Raw genomic sequence first — 20,595 nt, forward strand, 5'->3', positions numbered from 1 at the left:
CCTCAGTCGCCGGACGGGCTCGCCGCAGGCCCGGACGGGCTCGGAGATCCCCATACGTAGCGGTGTTCCGGCCGGCCCGTTTCGCCGTACTTCAGGCTCAGGCGTACCCGGCCCGTTCGCTCCAGCAGTTTCAGATAGCGCTGGGCCGTCTGTCTGCTCACCCCCGCGCGCTCCGCGATCTCCTGGGCGGACAGCGGTCCTTCGGCGGCCAGCAGCACCTGGCGGACCACCTCGGCGGTGGTCGGGGAGTGGCCCTTGGGCAGGTCCGGGGCGACGGAGCCGACCGACAGTGCCCCGAAGATGCGGTCCACCTCCGCCTGTTCCGCCTCGCCGCCGCCCTCCAGGGTGCGGCGCAGCGTGGCGTAGGCCTCCAGCTTGGCGCGCAGGCCGGCGAAGTTGAACGGCTTCACCAGGTACTGGAGCGCTCCGTGACGCATCGCCGCCTGGACGGTGGCCACGTCCCGCGCGGCCGTCACCATGATCACGTCGGTCTGGTGGCCGAGTCTGCGCAGCTCCCGTACGACCGCGAGGCCGTTCCCGTCCGGCAGATAGTGGTCCATGAGGACCAGATCCACCGGGCAGTCGGCGATCCGTGCGAGCGCCTCGGCGGCCGAGTGCGCTGTCGCGGAGACCCGGAAGCCGGGCACCTTGGCGACATAGGCAGCATTGATCTGTGCGACCCGTTTGTCGTCGTCCACGACCAGTACGTCGATCGGTGCGTCGGTCATCGCGCCTCCACGGCCGCGGCCAGGCCCGGCTCCGTCAGCGCCTCGGGGAGTACGACCGTGAACTCGGCGCCGCCGCCCTGCGCCTCCCGCACCCGCGCGCTGCCGCCCTGCCGTTCCGCGAGCCTGCGCACCAGCGCCAGACCGAGGCCGCGCTTGCCGTGTACGGGGAGTTCCTTGGTGGACCAGCCCTCGGTGAAGATCAACTCCCGCTGGTCGGGCGGGACTCCCAGGCCGCTGTCCGCGATCCGCAGGACAGCCGTACGTCCCTCCGCGCGCAGTTCGACCTCGATCAGTGGCTCCGACGAGCCGGTCGCCGCGTCCAGCGCGTTGTCGACGAGATTGCCGACGACCGTGACCAGGCCGCGCGGGTCCACCAGCCGGTCGGGCAGCAGCGTCCCGGGCGCGATGCGCAGCGATACGCCGCGTTCCGCCGCCACCGTCGCCTTGCCCACCAGCAGCGCGGCCAGCAGCGGATCGTGGATCTTCTCGGTGACCTGCTCGGCGGTGGCCCGGTGGACGCCGACCACTTCGGTGACGTACTCGACCGCCTCCTCGTGCATCTTCAGTTCGAGGAGACCGAGCAGGGTGTGCAGGCGGTTGGCGTGCTCATGGTCCTGTGCGCGCAGGGCGTCGATCAGCCCTCGGGTGGAGTCGAGTTCACGGCCGAGCTGTTCCAATTCGGTGCGGTCGCGCAGGGTGGCGACCGCCCCTCCGTCGTCGGTCGGCATCCGGTTGGTGATCAGCACCCGGCTGCCGCGTACGGTCAGCAGATCCTCGCCGGTGACCCGTCCGGCCAGCACGTCGGTGGTGCGGCCTTCGCCGAGCACCTCGTCGAGGGGACGCCCCTCGGCCTCGGGGCCGAGGCCGAGCAGCCGCTGAGCCTCGTCGTTCATCAGCCGGATCCGGCCCGAGGCGTCGAGGGCGACAACCCCTTCCCGGATGCCGTGCAGCATGGCCTCGCGTTCCGCGAGCAGCGCGGCGATGTCCGAGAAGGCCAGGTCGTGGGTCTGCCGCTGGAGCCTTCGGGAGATCAGATACGCGGCCAGGGCTCCTACGGCAAGCGCCCCGCCCGCATACGCGAGCAGTCCGGGGATCGCCGCGAGAAGCCGGGCGCGCACGCTGTCGTACTCGATGCCGACCGACACCGCGCCGACGATCGTGCCGCTGTCGTCGCGCAGCGGCACCTTTCCGCGGGCGGAGCGGCCGAGCGTCCCGCTGTCGATCTCCATGACCTCATGGCCCGCGAGCGCGTCGCTGGGGTCGGTGGAGACGACCCTGCCGATCTGCCGGGGGGCGGTGTGGGACCAGCGCACTCCGCGCATGTCCATGATCACCACGTACTCGGCGCCGGTGGCCTTCCGGATCCGCTCGGCCTTGGCCTGGACCGGACCGCCTGCCGTCGGCCGCGAGCCGAGCAGCTCGTCGGCGACCTCCGGGGACGCGGTCGTTTCGGCGATGGCGAGCGCCCTGCGCATCGCCTGATCGTCGAGCTGGGCGCTGAGCGGTGCGAGAAAGAGGCCGGTGGCCAGCACGGTGACACCGGTGGCGATGGCCAGCTGCATCAGCAGGACCTGGGAGAAGACCCGCTGCGGCCAGCCGAACCGCCGGCGCCGGGCGGGAGCGGTCGGTACGGGGCTCATGCCTAGGAACGGTAAGGGGCGTGCGGCCCTTTCCGAAATCCCCTCTACACGCAAATTGCTTGCGCGTTTTGCAGCCCACTTACGTTTTCGTGGAAGCGGGCGGCAAAGGCGCTGGTGCGGCCGGATTTCGAGGTTCCGGCCGATCGCGACGGCCATTTTGACGCGGTCATGGCAGTGGACGATGTGCCGGATCTCTGCAATTCTCTGACCGCCATACGCAAAAGACTCAATCTGACGTGCAGATCGGGGACATATGAGACCGCAACGCTGGGGTTGGCGGGTTCTCTCCGCCGTCATCACCACCAGTCTTCTGATGATCGCCTGGCCGTCGATCACCGCCTCGGCGGCCGCCGGCCCCAATATCGCCGCGGGCCGCCCCGCGGCGGCGAGCAGCGCCCACAGTGAATACGCCGCCCGGAACATCACCGACGGAAACCAGGCCACCTACTGGCAGAGTGCAGGCAGCGGCTTCCCCCAGTGGGTCCAGACCGACCTCGGCTCCGCCCACCGGATCGACGAGGTCGTGCTCAGGCTGCCCGCCGGATGGGAGAGCCGCGAGCAGACCCTCTCCGTCCAGGGCAGCGCCGACGGCGTCGGCTTCACGACCCTGAAGACCTCGGCCACGTACACCTTCGGTCCGGGTCGCGCCAATACCGTGGCCATCGCCTTAGCCGAGGCTCAGACCCGCTTCGTCCGTATCCACATCACGGCCAACACGGGCTGGCCTGCCGCCCAGCTGTCCGAGCTCGAAGTCCACACGGCTGGTGAGTCCTCGGTCGACCTCGCCCGTGGCAAGACCCTGACGGCCGGCAGCCACACCGAGGTCTACACGGCCGCCAACGCCAATGACGGCAACCGATCCAGCTACTGGGAGAGCCGCAACGGCGATCTCCCGCAGTGGATCCAGGCGGACCTCGGCGCGTCCGTCCGTATCGACCGGGTCGTGCTGCGGCTGCCCGACGGCTGGGAGGCCCGGACGCAGACACTGAAGATCCAGGGCAGCACCAACGGCACGGACTTCACCGATCTGACCGCGTCGAAGGCGTACGAGTTCAACGCGGCGGGCGGCCAGTCGGCGATGATCGCCTTCGACGCCGCCACCACCCGGTACGTCCGCGTCCTGGTCACCGCCAACACGGGCCGGGCGGCCGCCCAGGTCGCCGAGTTCGAGATCTACGGCCCGGCGACCGGCGACACCCAGGCGCCCACCGCTCCCACCGCGCTCGCCTACACGGAGCCGGCCACCGGGCAGATCAAGCTCACCTGGGAGGCGTCCACCGACAACACCGGCGTCACCGGCTACGACATCTACGCCAACAACGAACTGCGCACCACCGTCGCCGGCAACATCACGACGTACACGGACACGCAGCCCGCGAGCGCCACGGTTTCGTACTTCGTCCGCGCGAAGGACGCCGCCGGGAACCAGTCGGGCAACAGCAACACCGTCACCCGCAAGGGCGACACCGGCGACACACAGGCGCCGACCGCACCAGCCGGTCTCTCCTTCACCGAGCCCGCAGCCGGGCAGATCAAGCTCAGCTGGGGCGCGTCCTCGGACAACACCGGTGTCACGGGATACGACATCTACGCCAACAACTCGCTGCGCAAGACCGTGGCGGGCAACATCACGACGTACACGGACAGCCAGCCCGTGAGCGCGACGGTGTCCTATGTCGTACGCGCCAAGGACGCGGCCGGGAACCAGTCCGGCAACAGCAACACCGTGATACGCAACGGCTCAGCGGGCTCGGCCTCGAACCTCGCCGTCGGCAAGCCCATCGCCGCCTCCTCCGTGATCCACACCTTCGTCGCCGAGAACGCCAACGACAACAGCCTGACGACCTACTGGGAGGGCGCCGCAGGCAGTTACCCGAACACCCTGACGGTGAAACTGGGCGCCAACGCGGATATCGGCAGTGTGGTACTCAAGCTCAATCCAGAGGGCAGTTGGGGCACCCGGACCCAGAACATCCAGGTCCTCGGGCGTGAGCAGAGCGCGACCGGCTTCACGGGTCTGGTCGCGGCGAAGGACTACACCTTCGATCCCGCGAGCGCGAACGCCGTCACCGTCCCGGTGGACGCGCGAGTCGCCGACGTCCAACTGAAGTTCACGTCCAACACCGGTGCCACCGCCGGCCAGGTCGCGGAGTTCCAGGTCCTGGGCGTCCCGGCACCCAACCCGGATCTCGAAGTCACCGGCCTCACGGCCTCGCCCGCCGCGCCCGTCGAGTCCGACCCGATCACCCTGTCGGCCACCGTGCGCAACAGCGGGCCGGTCGCCTCCGCGGCCAGTGCCGTGGCGTTCCGGCTGGGCGGCACCAAGGTCGCCACGGCGCAGGCCGGGGCACTGGCCGCCGGGGCGACATCGACCGTCAGCGCCTCGATCGGGGCGCGTGACGCCGGTACGTACCAGCTCAGCGCCGTCGCCGACGAGGCGAACGCGGTCATCGAGCAGAACGAGACCAACAACACCTACACCAGCCCGACATCACTGGTGGTGAAGCCGGTCGAGAGCTCCGATCTGATCGCGTCCGCGGTCGGCTGGACCCCGAGCAGCCCCTCGGCGGGTGACACCGTCAACTTCTCCGTGACTCTCAAGAACCAGGGAACGGTGGCCTCCGCCGGCGGCAGCCACGGCATCACGCTCACCGTGACCGACTCCAAGGGCGCCACTGTCAAGACCCTCACGGGCGAGCACGGCGGAGTCATCGCCGCCGGCGCGAGCACCTCACCCGTGAACCTCGGTACCTGGGCCGTCGCCAACGGCTCGTGCAGCGTCAAGGTGGTCGTCGCCGACGACGCCAACGAGCTGCCGGTCAAGCGGGCCAACAACACCAGCACCCGGCCGCTGTTCGTCGGGCGCGGCGCCAATATGCCGTACGACATGTACGAGGCGGAGGACGGCACCCTCGGCGGCGGGGCCCAGAAGGTCGGCCCCAACCGGACCATCGGCGACCTCGGCGGCGAGGCGTCCGGACGCCAGGCCGTCACCCTCAACAGCACCGGCAACTATGTCGAGTTCACGACCAGGGACAGCACCAACACGCTGGTGGCGCGGTTCTCGATACCGGACGCCCCGGGCGGCGGAGGCATCAACTCCACGCTCAACGTCTACGTCGACGGCACCTTCCGCAAAGCGATCGACCTGACGTCCAAGTACATGTGGCAGTACGGAGCCGAGGCGAGCCCCGGCAACTCCCCGGGAGCGGGCGCGCCGCGTCACATCTACGACGAGGCGAACGTGCTGCTCGGCGAGACCGTCCGGGCGGGCTCGAAGATCCGGCTGCAGAAGGACGCCGCCAACAAGGACACGTACGCGATCGACTTCATCAACCTGGAGCAGGTCGTGGCGGCGGCGAACCCGGACCCGGAGGCGTACACCATCCCGGCCGGAACCACCCACCAGGATGTCCAGAACGCCCTGGACAAGGTGCGGATGGACACCACGGGCAAGCTCGTCGGCGTCTATCTGCCGCCGGGCGACTACCGCACGTCGAACAAGTTCCAGGTGTACGGAAAGGCGGTCAAGGTCGTCGGCGCGGGCCCCTGGTTCAGCCGCTTCACCACCCCGCCCGACCAGGAGAACACCGACGCCGGCTTCGATGTCCAGGCGACCGCCAACGGCTCGTCCTTCTCCGGCTTCGGATTCTTCGGCAACTACACCGCGCGCAACGACGGTCCGGGCAAGGTGTTCGACTGGTCCAAGGTCTCGGACATGACCGTCGACAACATCTGGACCGAGCACATGATGTGCCTCTACTGGGGCACGGACACGGACCGGATCACCATCAAGAACTCCCGTATCCGGGACATGTACGCCGACGGGATCAACGTCACCAACGGCAGCAGCGACAACCGTGTCAGCAATGTGGAGGCGCGCACGACGGGAGACGACGCCTTCGCGCTGTTCCCCGCCGTGGACATCGTCAACGCCGACCAGACCGGCAATGTGTACGAGAACATCACATCGCTGCTGACCTGGCGGGCGGCCGGTATCGCGGTCTACGGCGGCAGCGGGAACGCCGTACGCAACGCCTATGTCGCGGACACGCTCACCTACTCCGGACTCACCATCGCCACGCTGAAGTTCGGATCGATCCCGGCGCTGGGCTTCGGCGCCACTCCATCGACGTTCGAGAACATCTCGCTGGAGCGGGCCGGTGGGCACTTCTGGGGCAACCAGACCTTCCCGGCGCTGTGGATGTACTCGGCGGAGTACGAGTACCAGGGCATCCGGATCAGCGGACTCGACATCACCGATCCGACCTACTCGGGAATCATGTTCCAGACGAAATACGACGGCAGCCGGCCGATGTACCCGGTCCGGGACAGCGTGCTGACCGATGTCGCCGTCAGCGGCGCGAAAAAGAGCGGTGACGCTTTCGATGCCAAGTCAGGCTTCGGGCTCTGGGCGAACGAGATGCCGGAGTCGGGGCAGGGGCCCGCGGTCGGAGAGGTCACCTTCAACGGTCTGCAGCTCAGCGGCAACGCGCAGGACGTAAAGAACACCACCTCCACATTCAAGATCAACATCAACTAGCAGAACAGGGGCAAGCGCTGGCGCAAGCCGCTTGCATGGCTTGCGCTAGTCTTGCGCTCATGACGCGACGACTTGCTCAGGTGGCGAAGAAGGTTGGGGTCAGCGAGGCCACGGTCAGCCGGGTACTCAACGGCAAGCCGGGAGTCTCCGAGTCCACCCGGCAGTCGGTGCTGAGCGCGCTCGACGTCCTCGGCTACGAGCGGCCGACCCAGCTGCGCGGCGAGCGGGCGCGGCTGGTCGGTCTCGTCCTTCCGGAGCTGCAGAACCCGATCTTCCCGGCATTCGCCGAGGTCATCGGCGGGGCACTCGCGCAGCAGGGGCTCACGCCCGTGCTCTGCACCCAGACCAAGGGCGGCGTCTCCGAGGCGGACTATGTGGAACTGCTGCTCCAGCAGCAGGTGTCCGGAGTGGTCTTCGCGGGCGGACTCTTCGCACAGGCGGACGCACCGCACGCCCACTACAGGCTGCTCGCCGAACGCAAGATTCCGGTGGTGCTGATCAACGCCTCCATCGAGAATCTCGACTTCCCCTGTATTGCCTGCGACGACGCGGTGGCGGTGGAGCAGGCCTGGCGTCATCTGGCCTCGCTCGGCCACGGGCGCATCGGCCTCGTCCTCGGACCGAACGACCATGTGCCCTCGCGGCGCAAGCTCGCCGCCGCGCACGCGGCCGCGAAGGCCGCCGGCCGTGAGCTGCCCGACGACTGCGTCGAGCGTTCCATGTTCTCCCTGGAGGGCGGGCAGGCGGCGGCCTCGCGGCTGCTCGACCGCGGGATCACCGGGATCATCTGCGCCAGCGATCCGCTCGCCCTGGGAGCCGTACGGGCCGCCCGCCGACGCGGTCTTGCCGTCCCCGGGGATGTCTCGGTCGTCGGCTATGACGACTCCGCCTTCATGAACTGCACCGAGCCGCCGCTGACCACCGTCCGCCAGCCGATCGAGGCGATGGGGCGGGCCGCGGTCGAGCTGCTGTGCGCGCAGATCCAGGGCGGCGATGTCCCGCCCGGGGAGCTGCTGTTCGAGCCGGAACTGGTGGTGCGCGGCTCGACGGCGCAGGCCCCGCGCTAGCTGAACAAAGGTCTGTCAAAGTTTTACGAAATCGGCGCGAGATATTGCGGTCTCCTGTCGCCGGTGGTTGAGTGTGCCGCGCTCCCGCAGCGTGTCTGCCGCGGGGTCATCCACGCTCATGCCCGAAGGGGACCACCCATGAGAAGTGCTACGACCGTCCTCGTCACCGCGCTCGCCCTCACCGTCCTGGCCGCCTGTGGCACGAGCAGCAGCGGCGACAACGACGAGGGCTCCGGCGGCGGTTCGTCCGACCCGTCGGCGCCACTGGACCCGAAGACCAAGCTGACGCTCACGATCGACTGCATGCCCTCGCCCGCCAAGGCCGCGGAGCTCAAGGAGTGGAACGAGGACGTCAAGGCATTCAACACGACGTACCCGAACATCAAGATCCAGGGACGCTCGACGCCCGGCCAGTGCCTCGAGCCGCCGCGCTTCACCGCGATGCTGAAGGCCAAGTCCCAACCGGACGTGTTCTATACGTACTTCACCGATCTCCAGCAGGTCCTCGACAACGCCGGAGCCGAGGACATCTCGGCGTACGTCACCCCCAAGACGGTCCCCGCGCTCGCCGACATCGACGCCGACGTCATGAACTCCCTCAAACACGAGGGCAAGCTCTACGGACTGCCCACCAGCAACTACACCATGGGTCTGCTCGTCAACCGCAAGCTCTTCCAGCGGGCCGGGCTCAACCCCGACAACCCGCCGAAGACCTGGGCCGAGGTCCGTACCGCGGCCAGGGCGATCGCCGGGCTCGGCAAGGGAATCGCGGGATACGGCGAGTACAGCGCGGGCAACACCGGCGGCTGGCACTTCACCGCAACGATGTACGGCCTCGGCGGCGAGGTCGTCGACGCGAGCGGCAAGAAGGCCGCCTTCAACAACGACCTGGGCAGGCAGATCGTCCGGAACCTGCACACCATGCGCTGGGACGACGACAGCATGGGCAAGACCCAGCTGCTCAAGTGGGGCGACCTGCAGAAGCAGATAGCGAGCGACAAGCTCGGGATGTTCCTCGCCGCGCCCGACGACATCGCGTACATGGTCCAGCAACTGGGCGCCACGTACGAGAACTTCGGCATGGGTCCGATCCCCGGCCAGCAGAACACCCTCTTCGGCGGCAACAACTACATGATCAAGAAGGGGATCTCCCCGGACAAGATCAAGGCCGCGGTCGCCTGGCTCAACTTCAAGAACCTCACCCTCGGCAAGGGCCAGTTCGACTGGGCACGCACCAAGGCCGACGGTCTTCCCGTCGGTGTCCCGCAGCCCAACTTCTGGCTGGGCACCAGCAAGACCAAGGACGACGCGGCACGCGCGGCCAGTGCCACCATGCCGGTGCAGAACTTCAAGGCATTCATGGACAACCCGGTCAAGGGCAAGGCCGAACCGCCCAAGGCCCAGGAGATCTACAAGGTCCTGGACAACGTGATGTCGGCAGTGCTCACCAACGAGAAGGCCGACGCGGGCAAGCTGCTGGCCACCGCCGAAACGCAGGTCAACCAGATCCTGGCGAACCAGTAGCCGATGTCGGCCCCCACACTCACCCCGCGCAAGGCCCCACCGCGCCCCGGGCGCGCCACCGGGCTCCCTACGAACGCATCGAGGGAGGCGTTCGTACGGGCCCTGCGCCGCAATCTGTCAGCACACGGCTTCCTGATCGGCGCCGTGCTCTGCTTCTCGTTCTTCTCCTGGTATCCGATGGTCAGGGAGTTCGTCCTGGCCTTCCAGAAGACGGAGGACGGACGCACCACCTGGGCCGGCTGGTCCAACCTCAGCACCGTGTTCAACGACCCGGCCTTCTGGCAGGCATGGCGCAACACCCTGCTGTTCACCGGCCTCGCGCTGCTGCTCGGCTTCGCCGTCCCGTTCGTCGTCGCCCTGGTCCTCAATGAATTCCGGCACGCGCAGGGCTACTTGCGGCTGCTGGTCTATCTGCCCGTCATGCTGCCGCCGGTCGCGTCCGTCCTGCTTTTCAAGTATCTGTACGACCCCGGATACGGACTCCTCAACCGGATACTGGAACTGCTGCACCTCCCGCAGCAGCAGTGGCTCCAGGACCCCGACACGGCGATGCTCTCGGTCGTCATCGCCGCCACCTGGATGAACATGGGCGGCGCGACCCTGATCTATCTCGCCGCACTGCAGGGCATACCGGGGGAGCTCTACGACGCGGCGGAGCTCGACGGCGCCGGCCTGCTGCGCAAGATCTGGTACGTCACCATCCCGCAGACCCGGCTGATCCTCTCGCTGATGCTGCTCATGCAGATCATCGCGACGATGCAGGTCTTCACCGAGCCGTTCCTGCTCACCAACGGCGCGGGTCCCGAAGGGTCCACGACGACCGTCGTCTATCTCATCTACCAGTACGCCTTCAACTTCAACAACTACGGCAGCGCGGCCGCGCTCGGCCTGGTCCTGCTCGTACTGCTCGCGGGGTTCTCCGGGGCGTACGTACGGCTCAGCCGCGCAGGCGACGACGAGTAGGACGGGGGAGACGGACATGAGCACACGCACACTCATCTCACCGGCCCAACTCGCGAGGCCCCGCGCGAAGTTCCTCTACTGGACGGTTTTCGTCCTGGTCGTCGGCCTCTTCACCCTGGTGTTCCTCGGCCCGCTCTACTGGATGGTCTCCGGCGGGCTCAAGACCACCCAGGAGGTCGTCCAGTCACCGCCGACCTTCCTGCCCCAGGCCGTGCACCCGGAGAACTACTCGCGGGCCTGGGACGTGATGGACCTGGCCCGGCTGCTGTTCAACACCCTCTACTACGCCTTCGGCGCGCTCGCCTTCCAGCTGGTCCTCGACGTCGCCGCGGCCTACTCGCTCTCCAGGCTCCGGCCCGTGTTCGGCAAGGTCATCCTCGCGATGATGCTGGCCACGCTGATGATCCCGGCCACCGTCCTGGTCGTACCGCAGTATCTGACGGTGCTCGACGTGCCGGTCGTGGAACGCAATCTGCTCAACTCGCCCTGGGCGATCTGGCTTCCGTCCGTCACCAACGCCTTCAACATCTTCCTGCTGAAGCGGTTCTTCGACTCGATCCCGGGCGAGCTCCTGGACGCGGCAGCCATCGACGGAGCCTCCCGGATGCGGACCCTGTGGTCGGTCGTACTGCCGATCTCCCGGCCGATCCTCGGCGTCGTCTCCATCTTCGCGGTCGTCGGAGTCTGGAAGGACTTCCTCTGGCCGATGCTCACCCTGCCCGATCCGAGCAAGCAGACCCTCAATGTCGGGATCTACTCCCTGGCGAACGGCGTGCCCGAGAACGTGCTGATCGCGGCGCTGACCATCGCGTCCGTGCCGACGCTGCTGATCTTCCTGATCTTCCAGCGCAACATTATGAGCGGTCTCACCGCGGGCGGCCTGAAGGGTTGAACCCGGCCCTGTCCCAGGGGCTGACCCGGCCTTGTCCCAGGGGCTGAACCCGGCCCGCCGCACCGCTCTTCGTCAAGCCTCCGCCGCCGGCCTCACTCCGGCGCCCTGCTGTCGGGCCGGCGGCGGAGTCCCACCTGCCCGAAAGGACCGTCACGTGGCAGCCCCTCCTCCGGATCACGCGGACGTGGACCGTACGGACGACTGGTGGCGTTCGGCCGCCATCTACCAGGTGTACCTGCGCAGCTTCGCCGACGGCGACGGGGACGGCACGGGCGATCTCGCGGGCGTCCGGGCGAGACTGCCCTATCTCGCCGAACTCGGCATCGACGCGGTCTGGTTCAACCCCTGGTACCTCTCCCCGATGGCCGACGGCGGCTACGACGTGGCCGACTACCGTGCCGTCGACCCGGCCTTCGGGACCCTCGCCGAGGCCGAGAAGCTCATCAGTGAGGCCAGCGAGCTGGGGATCCGCACCATCGTCGACATCGTGCCCAACCATGTCTCCGACCAGCACACCTGGTTCCGCTCGGCCCTCGCCGCCGGACCGGGCAGTCCCGAGCGCGAACTCTTCCACTTCCGTCCCGGCCGCGGTGCGAGGGGCGAACTGCCGCCCAACAACTGGCCGTCGCAGTTCGCCGGGGAGACCTGGACCCGCGTGCCCGACGGCGAGTGGTATCTGCACCTGTTCACCCCGGAGCAGCCCGATCTCAACTGGGACCACCCCGTCGTACGCCAGGAGCACGAGGACGTCCTGCGCTTCTGGTTCGAGCGCGGTGCCGCGGGTGTACGGATCGACTCGGCCGCCCTGTGCGCCAAGGCCCCCGGTCTGCCGGACGCCGACGAGGACGACACGACGCTCTACGTCGACCGCGACGAACTGCACGACATCTACCGCGCCTGGCGGGCTGTCGCCGACGAGTACGGCGGGGTCCTCATCGGCGAGCTGTGGGTGCCCGACCCGGACCGCTTCTCCCGCTATCTGCGATCCGACGAGCTGCACACCGCCTTCAACTTCGACTTCCTGGCCCGCCCCTGGGAGGCGGCCGAGCTTCGTGCCTCCATCGACACCACGCTCGCCTTCCACGCCCCGGTCGGCGCTCCGGCGACCTGGGTGCTGTGCAATCACGACGTGACCCGCACGGTCACCCGCTACGGGAGGGACGACACCGGCTTCGACTTCGCGAAGAAGCGCTTCGGAACCCCCACCGACCTGGCCACCGGCACCCGGCGCGCCCGGGCCGCGGCCCTGCTCTCGCTCGCCCTGCCCGGTTCCGTCTATCTGTTCCAGGGCGAGGAACTGGGGCTTCCCGAGGCGGACATACCGCTCGACCGCATCCACGATCCGATGCACTTCCGCTCCGGGGGAGCGGACCCGGGACGCGACGGCTGCCGGGTGCCGCTGCCCTGGGCCGCGGACGCGCCGTACTACGGATTCGGCTCGGCGGTGGATCCCTGGCTTCCGCAGCCCGAGGGCTGGGCCCCGTACGCCGCCGACGTGCAGGCGGCCGATCCCGGCTCGATGCTGAACCTCTACCGGCGGGCCCTGCGGCTGCGCCGGGCCGGGCCAGGGTTCGGGGACGGACCGCTGCGCTGGCTGCCGGCCGCGCCCGGAGTCCTCGTCTTCGGGCGTGGCGGTGGACTGATCTGCGTCGTCAATCTCGCCGGGGACCCCGCCGAACTGCCCGGCCACACAAGCGTCCTGCTGACGAGCGGCCCGCTGGACGACGCGGGCCGGCTGCCGCGGGACACGGCCGCCTGGCTGCGGGCCTGACGCAGGGAGTCCTCTGCCCGCTCACGGCAGCGGCCTGGGAGGGCGGGGGCCGTCGTACTGCCCGCTCGGACGCATCCGCAGCGGGCGCTCCTCGTACTCCTCCAGCGCGTGCGCGATCCAGCCCGCCGTACGCGCCACGGCGAACACCGTCTCGCCCGCCTCAGCCGGCATACCCGACGCCACCGAAAGCACCGCCAGCGCCAGGTCGACATTGGCGTGCAGCTCCACATGGCGGGCCGTCGTCACCTCCACCTCGCGCGCCGCCTCCAGCGCGGGACGGGCCGCGGGCAGCTCTGCGAGTGCGCCGAACAGTGCCTCGGCGCGAGGGTCCTTGCCCGGGTAGAGCCGGTGGCCGAGACCCGGCACCCGACGGCCCGCCCGCAGATGGTCCGCCACCACGGGCGCGGCGCTTCCCCGCTCCAGGACCTCGGCCAGCATCCGGTGCGCGAGACCGCTGGCGGCTCCGTGCAGCGGGCCTTCCAGCGCGCCGAGACCCGCGGAGACAGCGGCGTAGGGGTGGGCACGCGCCGAGGCCGCGACCCGTACGGCGAGCGTCGATGCGGCCAGATCGTGGTCGATCAGCAGCGAGAGTGCCGTGTCCAGGGCTCGTACGGACCTCTCGTCCGGGCGCTCGGCGGTGAGCCGTGACCACAGCCGCCCGGCGATCCTGCCCTCGCCACGATGCTGTTGCCCGACCGTGGGGAGCGCGTCGACCAGGGTGGGGATCAGCATGCGCGCGCTGCCGAGCACGGCGTCCCGGTCGAGGTCGAAGCGCAGCGGATCCGCGACGGCGGCCGCGATGGCGGCGACCCGCAGCCGGTCCGTCGATCCGCTGTGCGCGGGCAGCGCGTCGACCGCGCGACGGGCCGCGGCGAGTGTCTCGGGCGGAGACGTGAACCGTACGCCAGGTCGCAGGGTGCCGGTCCAGAGCCAGTCGGCGATCTCCTCGTAGCCGTAGCGGCGGGCGAGTTCGGTCGCGTCGACGCCCCGGAAGTAGTAGCGGTCCTTGTCGATCAGGGTGATGTGAGTGCGGATCCGCTGGGTGATGTCGCTGCCGGACGACGGCTCGCGCCGGCCCCTGCGCACGAGCGCGTCGACCTCCTTGGCGTCGAAGGTGCTGCCGCGGCCGGTGGGGTCGCGCCTGCTGGAGAGCTGGCCGCGGCTGACATACGCGTACACCGTCTCGGGTTTCACACCGAGCCGTGCGGCCGCCTCCTTGGTGGTCAGCCGCTCGCCGTCCGCTGCGTGGTCCGTCATGCCGTCACCGTACACATATTGATTCAATCAATGTTGACAGTGATCCCATCAAGCATGGACAGTCGAATCAAGTTCAGGGAGGACACCATGCAGAGCACCGGGACCACCGCACCCGTCGACGTACCGCGCGGACTCGCGGGCGTCGTCGTCACCGACACCGCGCTGGGCGACGTCAGAGGGCGCGAGGGCTTCTACCACTACCGCCAGTACTCGGCCGTCGAACTCGCAGAGCGGCGCGGCTTCGAGGACGTCTGGCATCTGATGTTCCACGGCGAACTGCCGGACGCCGCGCAGCGTGCGGCCTTTGTGAAGCACACCACGTCTCTGCGCCGTCTGCCCGACGACGTCCGCGCCGCACTGCCCGCGATAGCCAGCTCGAGCGCGCTGTCCGGGCCGCTCGCCGGACTGCGTACTGCGCTCTCCCTGCTGGGAGCCTCCGCGGGGCTGCGCCCGGTGTACGACCTCGACACCGACCGCCGCCGCACGGACGCACTCGCCGCGTGCGCGGCCGTGCCGACGCTGCTCACCGCGCTGCACCGGCTGGGCCAGGGGCTGGAGCCCGTCGAACCGCGTGACGACCTGCCGTACGCCGCCAACTACCTCTACATGCTGACTGGTTCCGAGCCGGAGCCGGCGCGGGCCCGGGCGATCGAGCAGTACCTCGTCTCCACCGTCGACCACGGCTTCAACGCCTCGACCTTCACCGCCCGCGTGATCGCCTCCACCGGAGCCGATGTGGCCGCCTGCCTCGTCGGAGCGATCGGTGCGCTCTCGGGTCCGCTGCACGGCGGCGCCCCGAGCCGGGCTCTGGACACCCTCGACGCGATCGGCACGCCGGAGCGGATCGACCCCTGGATCAGGGAACGGGTCCTGGCGGGCGAGCGGATCATGGGCTTCGGTCATCCCGTCTACCGCACCGAGGACCCGCGCTCGCGGATGCTGCGAGGCATCGCCGAGAGCTTCGGCGGACCGCTGGTGGAGTTCGCGGTCGAGGTGGAGGCGCGCGTCGAGGCGATCCTCGCCGAACTCAAGCCGGGCCGTGAGCTGCACACCAATGTGGAGTTCTACGCCGGGGTGGTCATGGAACTGTGCGGACTGCCGCGCGAGATGTTCACGCCCACGTTCTGCGCGGCGAGGGTCGTCGGCTGGAGCGCCAACATCCTGGAGCAGGCCGAAGACTCCAAGATCATCCGCCCGTCGGCCCGCTATGCGGGACCTCCGCCGCCCCAGCCCGTTCCGGTGGCGTCCTGACAAACGTCTGGCCCGGTACCGCAGGCGGTGCCGGGCCGGGGTGCTTTGCGGCTAGGAATCGGGGATGTCAGCCTTCGCTCGGATGAGGGTCTCGCGCGAGATCACGACGATCCGCTCGTGGTCTGCCCGGCCTGCGTCGGACGGGAGCTCGTTGTCCAGCGCCTCCGTCGCCTCTGTCCCGATGACGGCAAAGTCACCGGTGCTCAGCTCGAAAATGTCAGGACATGTCTGTCCTGACATGCTTCCGCGCTGACGGGGGGATGCTCCGATCCGGCGCACGATCTTCAATTGGGGTGTCCTCAGAGAGCTAGGGGGCGCGAATTACGGCATTGTAATTCGCGGCGCAAGACCGACGGCGCGCGCCTACATCAATCGGCCCACCAATCACGACCCTCCTCCTCGTGGCGAATGATGAGGCGATCGACGAGTCGACCGAGGTAAGCCTCTTGAGATTCGTATCGCACGCTGGCGCGATGGCTCCTTGTGGCAGCCCAGAACTCACGGAAGATAGGGTTCCGGCAAATCACTCGAAGGTGTCCCCGGACATCATCCTCCGTGGCCGCCCCGATCCGGTAGGCGTGCAGCACATGCTGATAGAGGGCGTTGGCGTACAGGTACTGACGCTGTTTCACGGGTGACAGTCGGGTGTCGTACGTGTCCAGTACGGCGGCCAGGTCCGGATCGTCCATCGCCTTGCTCAATAGCTCGAAGTGCAGTCGCTGCTGGTTGGTGATGTCGGCACGGCGTTGTAAGCCGTTGGCCTGTTCCATGTGTGCCAGCTGGGTGCTCAGGTTGCCGTTGTGGCGGTGCATTTGCTGGTGCTGGATCACGAGGGCGACGATGACTGCGCCGAAGGCGAGGCCGGAGAAGACCGCGTTGGCGGCTGATACGTCCGTGTCGGGCGCGAGTTCGTTCATCGTGACACTGATGGCCAGGCTGAGCGTCGCGACAAGTCCGATGACGGCGATGGCGCACACGATGACCACGGCAACGCCGACGGCGACTCCTCGTTGGGCGCTTCCCTGTGTGGTCATGTCAACCCCCGATCCACAAGCGGCCGTTCGCCGGTCACCGGGCAGGGACGTGCTGGGGCCGGCGTGCGGTCGCAGTCTGCGCATGCTGTCGCCCTGCCGCCGAGCGGCTCTGATCGGTGAAGGGCGAAAGGTGGAGGGCGAGGATGAACCAGTCGCCGTCCCAAGGAGGTTGCCCGGCGGGCGGCTGTAGCAATCGCGCATCTGAGCGCCTGAGACGAACATTTTGGCTCATGAGGGGGGCAAGGGCGCAACCTTTGCCGTTTTCAGTCACGGGAGTAACTGAATATCGGGTCGACTACGATCCTTGCGCGTGGCAAGAAAACCGATACCTGTCGTCGTTCTCGCGGGCTTTTTGGGATCTGGCAAGACAACCGTGCTCAACAATCTGCTGCGGGCCAGCCGCGGCACTCGGATCGGCGCCATCGTCAATGACTTCGGTGCCATCGAGATCGACGCCATGACCGTGGCCGGTCAGCTCGGTGATTCCACCGTGTCCCTCGGCAACGGCTGTCTGTGCTGCGCCGTGGACGTCGGCGAGCTGGATGTCTTCCTCGACAAGCTCACCCGGCCCGCCGTTGGCCTCGACGTGATCGTCATCGAGGCCAGCGGACTCGCTGAGCCGCAGGAACTAGTCCGCATGCTTCTGGCCAGCGAGAACAAGCGCATCGTCTATGGCGGACTTGTCCAGGTCGTCGACTCTGCCGAGTTCGGCCGGACACGGGCGCGGCACCCTGAGATCGACCGGCATCTCGGGATCGCCGATCTGATCGTTCTGAACAAGGCGGACCGTATCGGTGAGGTGGCCGGCCAGCGGTTGCGCGAGAAGATCGCGCCTCTCGCCGAGGGAGCTGCCGTGATGTCGGCGACGTACGGGCGGATCGACCCCGAGTTGCTCTTCGAGTGCCGACCCCGGACCGAGCGCGCGGGGCAGCTGTCGTTCGAGGATCTGCGCGGCGACGATCACGACGGCCATCTGCACGCGGCCTACGAGACCGTGTCCTTCAGCTCGGCCGAGGCGCTCCACCCGCGCAGGTTGCTGGACTTTCTCGACTCGCGGCCCGAGGGTCTCTACCGCATCAAGGGCTTTGTCGACTTCGGCGCACCCGACCCGCGCAACCGGTATGCCGTCCACGCCGTCGGCCGATTTCTCCGGTTCTACCCGGAGCCCTGGCCGGACGGTGCGCAGCGGGCGAGCCAGCTGGTCCTGATCGGGTCCGGCATCGACGCGGAAGCCCTGATCAAGGAACTCGACGCCGCCCGGGTGACCCGACCGCAGGACGCCCCCGATGAGCACAGCATGTGGGGCGTCCTGCGGTTCGTCCAGGCGGAAGGCGACGAGCGCTAGCTTGCCGGGCCCGCCAGCACCGCCACCGCCGAGGTCAGCGGAGTGCCCGAGCCGTCACGGCGCGGGTCCGGCTCCGGGAGCTCGGCCGGTGAGCCGTTCTTCTGTGCTGCCCGGGCCGGGGCCGGGCCCGCCCACGCCAGTACGAGCACGTCCTCGCCCTTGAGGAAGCGCTGGCAGCGCACCCCGCCCGTGGCCCGCCCCTTGCGGGGGTACTGGTCGAACGGCGTGAGCTTCGCCGTCAGCGCCGAGTCGTCCAGCGTGCCGTGCGATCCCGCGACCGTGAACACCACCGCGTCCCCGGCCGGGTCCACCGCCGTGAACGAGATCACCTCGGCGCCCTCATACAGTTTGATTCCGGCCATGCCGCCCGCTGCCCGGCCCTGCGGCCGGACCTGCCCCGCCTGATAGCGCAGCAGCTGCGCGTCGGACGTCACGAAGACCAGGTCCTCCTCGCCCGTACGCAGCTCGGCGCCGCCGACGATCCGGTCACCGTCCCTGAGGGCGATGACCTCCAACTCGTCCTTGTTGGCCGGGTAGTCGGGCACGACGCGCTTGACGACACCCTGCAGGGTGCCCAGCGCCAGGCCCGGCGAGGACTCGTCGAGTGTGGTGAGACAGACGATCTGCTCCGCCGTCTCCAGCGACAGGAACTCCGCGACCGGCGCGCCGCCCGAGAGATTGGGCGCGGACGCCGTGTCCGGCAGCTGTGGCAGATCGATCACCGCGAGCCGCAGCAGCCGCCCGGTCGAGGTCACCGCCCCCACATCGCCGCGCGCGGTCGCCGGGACGGCCGAGACGATCACGTCGTGCTTGGTGCGCTTGCCGCCGTCGTCGGCAAGCGGCTCGCCGGTGGCCGTACGCGCCAGCAGGCCCGTCGAGGACAGCAGCACCCGGCACGGGTCGTCCGCGACCTCCAGTGCCACCGCGGCGACGGTCGTGCCCGCCGACTCCAGCAGCACGGTCCGTCGCTCGGTGCCGAACTTCTTGGCCACCGCGGCCAGTTCGGAGGAGACCAGCTTGCGCAGCTCGTTGTCCGACTCCAGGATGCCGGTCAGCTCGTCGATCTCGCCGTTCAGCCGGTCGCGCTCGCTCTCCAGCTCGATCTTGTCGAACTTGGTCAGCCGGCGCAGCGGGGTGTCCAGGATGTACTGCGTCTGGATCTCGCTGAGCGAGAAATGCTCGATCAGCCGCTCCTTCGCCTGCGCGGAGTTGTCGCTGGAGCGGATGAGGCGGATGACCTCGTCGATGTCGAGCAGGGCGACGAGCAGGCCCTCGACCAGATGCAGCCGGTCGCGCCGCTTGGTGCGCCGGAACTCGCTGCGGCGGCGTACGACGTCGAAGCGGTGGTCGAGATAGACCTCGAGCAGTTCCTTGAGCCCCAGCGTGAGCGGCTGGCCGTCCACCAGCGCCACATTGTTGATGCCGAAGGACTCCTCCATCGGCGTCAGCTTGTAGAGCTGCTCGAGGACGGCCTCGGGCACGAAGCCGTTCTTGACCTCGATGACCAGGCGCAGTCCGTGCGAGCGGTCGGTGAGGTCCTTGACGTCCGCGATGCCCTGGAGCTTCTTCGACGAGACCAGGTCCTTGATCTTCGCGATGACCTTCTCGGGGCCGACCGTGAAGGGCAGTTCGGTGACGACCAGGCCCTTGCGGCGGGCCGTGACGTCCTCCACGGAGGCCGTCGCGCGGATCTTGAAGGTTCCGCGGCCCGACTCGTACGCGTCCTTGATGCCGCTCAGGCCCACGATCCGGCCACCGGTCGGCAGGTCGGGACCGGGGACGAAGCGCATCAGGGTCTCGAGGTCGGCGCCGGGGTGCCTGATCAGATGGCGGGCGGCGGCGATGACCTCGCCCAGATTGTGCGGGGGCATGTTCGTCGCCATGCCGACCGCGATCCCGGACGCGCCGTTGACCAGCAGGTTCGGGTAGGCGGCGGGGAGCACGACGGGCTCGCGCTCCTGGCCGTCGTAGTTCGACTCGAAAGCGACCGTGTCCTCGTCGATCGACTCGGTCATGAGGCTGGTGGCGTCGGCCATCCGGCACTCGGTGTACCGCATGGCGGCGGGCGGGTCGTCATTGCCGAGCGAGCCGAAGTTGCCGTGCCCGTCGACGAGCGGCAGGCGCATGGAGAACGGCTGTGCCATCCGCACGAGGGCGTCGTAGATCGACGCGTCGCCGTGCGGATGGAGCTTGCCCATGACCTCGCCCACGACGCGGGCGCACTTCACATAGCCACGGTCGGGGCGCAGGCCCATTTCGTTCATCTGGTACACGATCCGGCGGTGCACCGGCTTCATACCGTCACGTGCGTCCGGCAGGGCCCGGGAGTAGATCACCGAGTAGGCGTACTCGAGGAAGGAGCCCTGCATTTCGTCCACGACGTCGATGTCGAGGATCTTCTCCTCGAAATCGTCCGGAGGCGGGGTCTTCGTGCTGCGGCGGGCCATCGCGGCTGCTGCTCCTTCACGTACCAGGTCTGGAACTGACGCCGACCATTGTGGACCGTCCCACTGACAACGCCGACCGCGACCCGGGAACTTCGCCCGGTCCAGACCTCCCCCTCTAAAGTGGCAGGGCTGA

The 20,595-nt window shown here is 68.6% G+C and carries 14 protein-coding genes; 8 read left to right on the forward strand and 6 right to left on the reverse strand.

Features of this window, described 5'->3' with window-relative positions; genetic code table 11:
* Positions 1-2 precede the first annotated feature (2 nt).
* Both OOK40_RS33615 and OOK40_RS33620 read right to left on the reverse strand, forming a co-directional pair.
* On the reverse strand, positions 3-728 hold the full coding sequence (locus OOK40_RS33615; protein WP_266489199.1) for a response regulator: 726 nt from the start codon (positions 726-728) through the stop codon (positions 3-5).
* Positions 725-2,368, reverse strand: coding sequence for a sensor histidine kinase (locus OOK40_RS33620; protein WP_266489200.1), 1,644 nt, complete (start codon positions 2,366-2,368; stop codon positions 725-727). Before OOK40_RS33620 ends, OOK40_RS33615 begins: the two co-directional genes overlap by 4 nt.
* Positions 2,369-2,621: 253 nt before the next feature.
* Between OOK40_RS33620 and OOK40_RS33625 the strand changes: the two genes are divergently transcribed.
* The 6 genes from OOK40_RS33625 to OOK40_RS33650 all read left to right on the forward strand — a co-directional run bounded on the left by OOK40_RS33625 (position 2,622) and on the right by OOK40_RS33650 (position 13,128).
* The gene (locus OOK40_RS33625; protein WP_266489202.1) at positions 2,622-6,911 is read left to right on the forward strand and encodes a discoidin domain-containing protein; all 4,290 of its coding nucleotides are present in this window, start codon (positions 2,622-2,624) and stop codon (positions 6,909-6,911) included.
* Positions 6,912-6,970: 59 nt separating this feature from the next.
* On the forward strand, positions 6,971-7,978 hold the full coding sequence (locus OOK40_RS33630) for a LacI family DNA-binding transcriptional regulator (protein WP_266489204.1): 1,008 nt from the start codon (positions 6,971-6,973) through the stop codon (positions 7,976-7,978).
* Between the two features lie 138 nt (positions 7,979-8,116).
* Positions 8,117-9,502: an ABC transporter substrate-binding protein gene (locus OOK40_RS33635; RefSeq protein ID WP_266489206.1), complete on the forward strand. Its 1,386-nt coding sequence runs from the start codon at positions 8,117-8,119 to the stop codon at positions 9,500-9,502.
* A gap of 3 nt (positions 9,503-9,505) precedes the next feature.
* The gene (locus tag OOK40_RS33640) at positions 9,506-10,465 is read left to right on the forward strand and encodes a carbohydrate ABC transporter permease (RefSeq protein ID WP_266489208.1); all 960 of its coding nucleotides are present in this window, start codon (positions 9,506-9,508) and stop codon (positions 10,463-10,465) included.
* A 16-nt stretch (positions 10,466-10,481) separates the two neighbouring features.
* Entirely contained in the window at positions 10,482-11,357 is an 876-nt protein-coding gene (locus tag OOK40_RS33645) for a carbohydrate ABC transporter permease (RefSeq protein WP_266489209.1), read from the forward strand.
* A gap of 154 nt (positions 11,358-11,511) precedes the next feature.
* Positions 11,512-13,128 (forward strand): glycoside hydrolase family 13 protein, encoded by a 1,617-nt coding sequence (locus tag OOK40_RS33650; protein WP_266489210.1) that lies wholly within the window; start codon positions 11,512-11,514, stop codon positions 13,126-13,128.
* 21 nt (positions 13,129-13,149) lie between these two features.
* Here the strand turns inward: OOK40_RS33650 and OOK40_RS33655 are convergent, their stop codons facing one another.
* Complete coding sequence (locus OOK40_RS33655; protein ID WP_266489211.1) at positions 13,150-14,385, reverse strand: citrate/2-methylcitrate synthase; 1,236 nt, start codon at positions 14,383-14,385, stop codon at positions 13,150-13,152.
* A gap of 87 nt (positions 14,386-14,472) precedes the next feature.
* On the opposite strand from OOK40_RS33655, the gene OOK40_RS33660 reads away from it, so the two are divergent.
* A complete protein-coding gene (locus OOK40_RS33660) occupies positions 14,473-15,636 on the forward strand; it encodes a citrate synthase/methylcitrate synthase (RefSeq protein WP_266489213.1) in 1,164 nt (387 codons plus the stop codon).
* A gap of 51 nt (positions 15,637-15,687) precedes the next feature.
* On the opposite strand, the gene OOK40_RS33665 is transcribed toward OOK40_RS33660, so the two are convergent.
* Together OOK40_RS33665 and OOK40_RS33670 are read right to left on the reverse strand one after the other, a co-directional pair.
* Positions 15,688-15,924, reverse strand: coding sequence for a hypothetical protein (locus OOK40_RS33665; protein ID WP_266489214.1), 237 nt, complete (start codon positions 15,922-15,924; stop codon positions 15,688-15,690).
* Positions 15,925-16,004: 80 nt separating this feature from the next.
* Positions 16,005-16,670 carry a DUF6082 family protein gene (locus OOK40_RS33670; protein WP_266489215.1) on the reverse strand — a complete coding sequence of 222 codons (666 nt, stop codon included), beginning with the start codon at positions 16,668-16,670 and terminating at the stop codon, positions 16,005-16,007.
* A gap of 310 nt (positions 16,671-16,980) precedes the next feature.
* On the opposite strand from OOK40_RS33670, the gene OOK40_RS33675 reads away from it, so the two are divergent.
* A complete protein-coding gene (locus tag OOK40_RS33675; RefSeq protein WP_266489216.1) occupies positions 16,981-18,015 on the forward strand; it encodes a GTP-binding protein in 1,035 nt (344 codons plus the stop codon).
* Here the strand turns inward: OOK40_RS33675 and OOK40_RS33680 are convergent.
* On the reverse strand, positions 18,012-20,462 hold the full coding sequence (locus OOK40_RS33680; protein ID WP_266489217.1) for a DNA topoisomerase (ATP-hydrolyzing) subunit A: 2,451 nt from the start codon (positions 20,460-20,462) through the stop codon (positions 18,012-18,014). The genes OOK40_RS33675 and OOK40_RS33680 overlap by 4 nt on opposite strands.
* Positions 20,463-20,595: the final 133 nt, after the last annotated feature.

This window comes from Streptomyces sp. NBC_01481, from assembly GCF_026339995.1.
Taxonomy (GTDB): Bacteria; Actinomycetota; Actinomycetes; order Streptomycetales; family Streptomycetaceae; genus Streptomyces.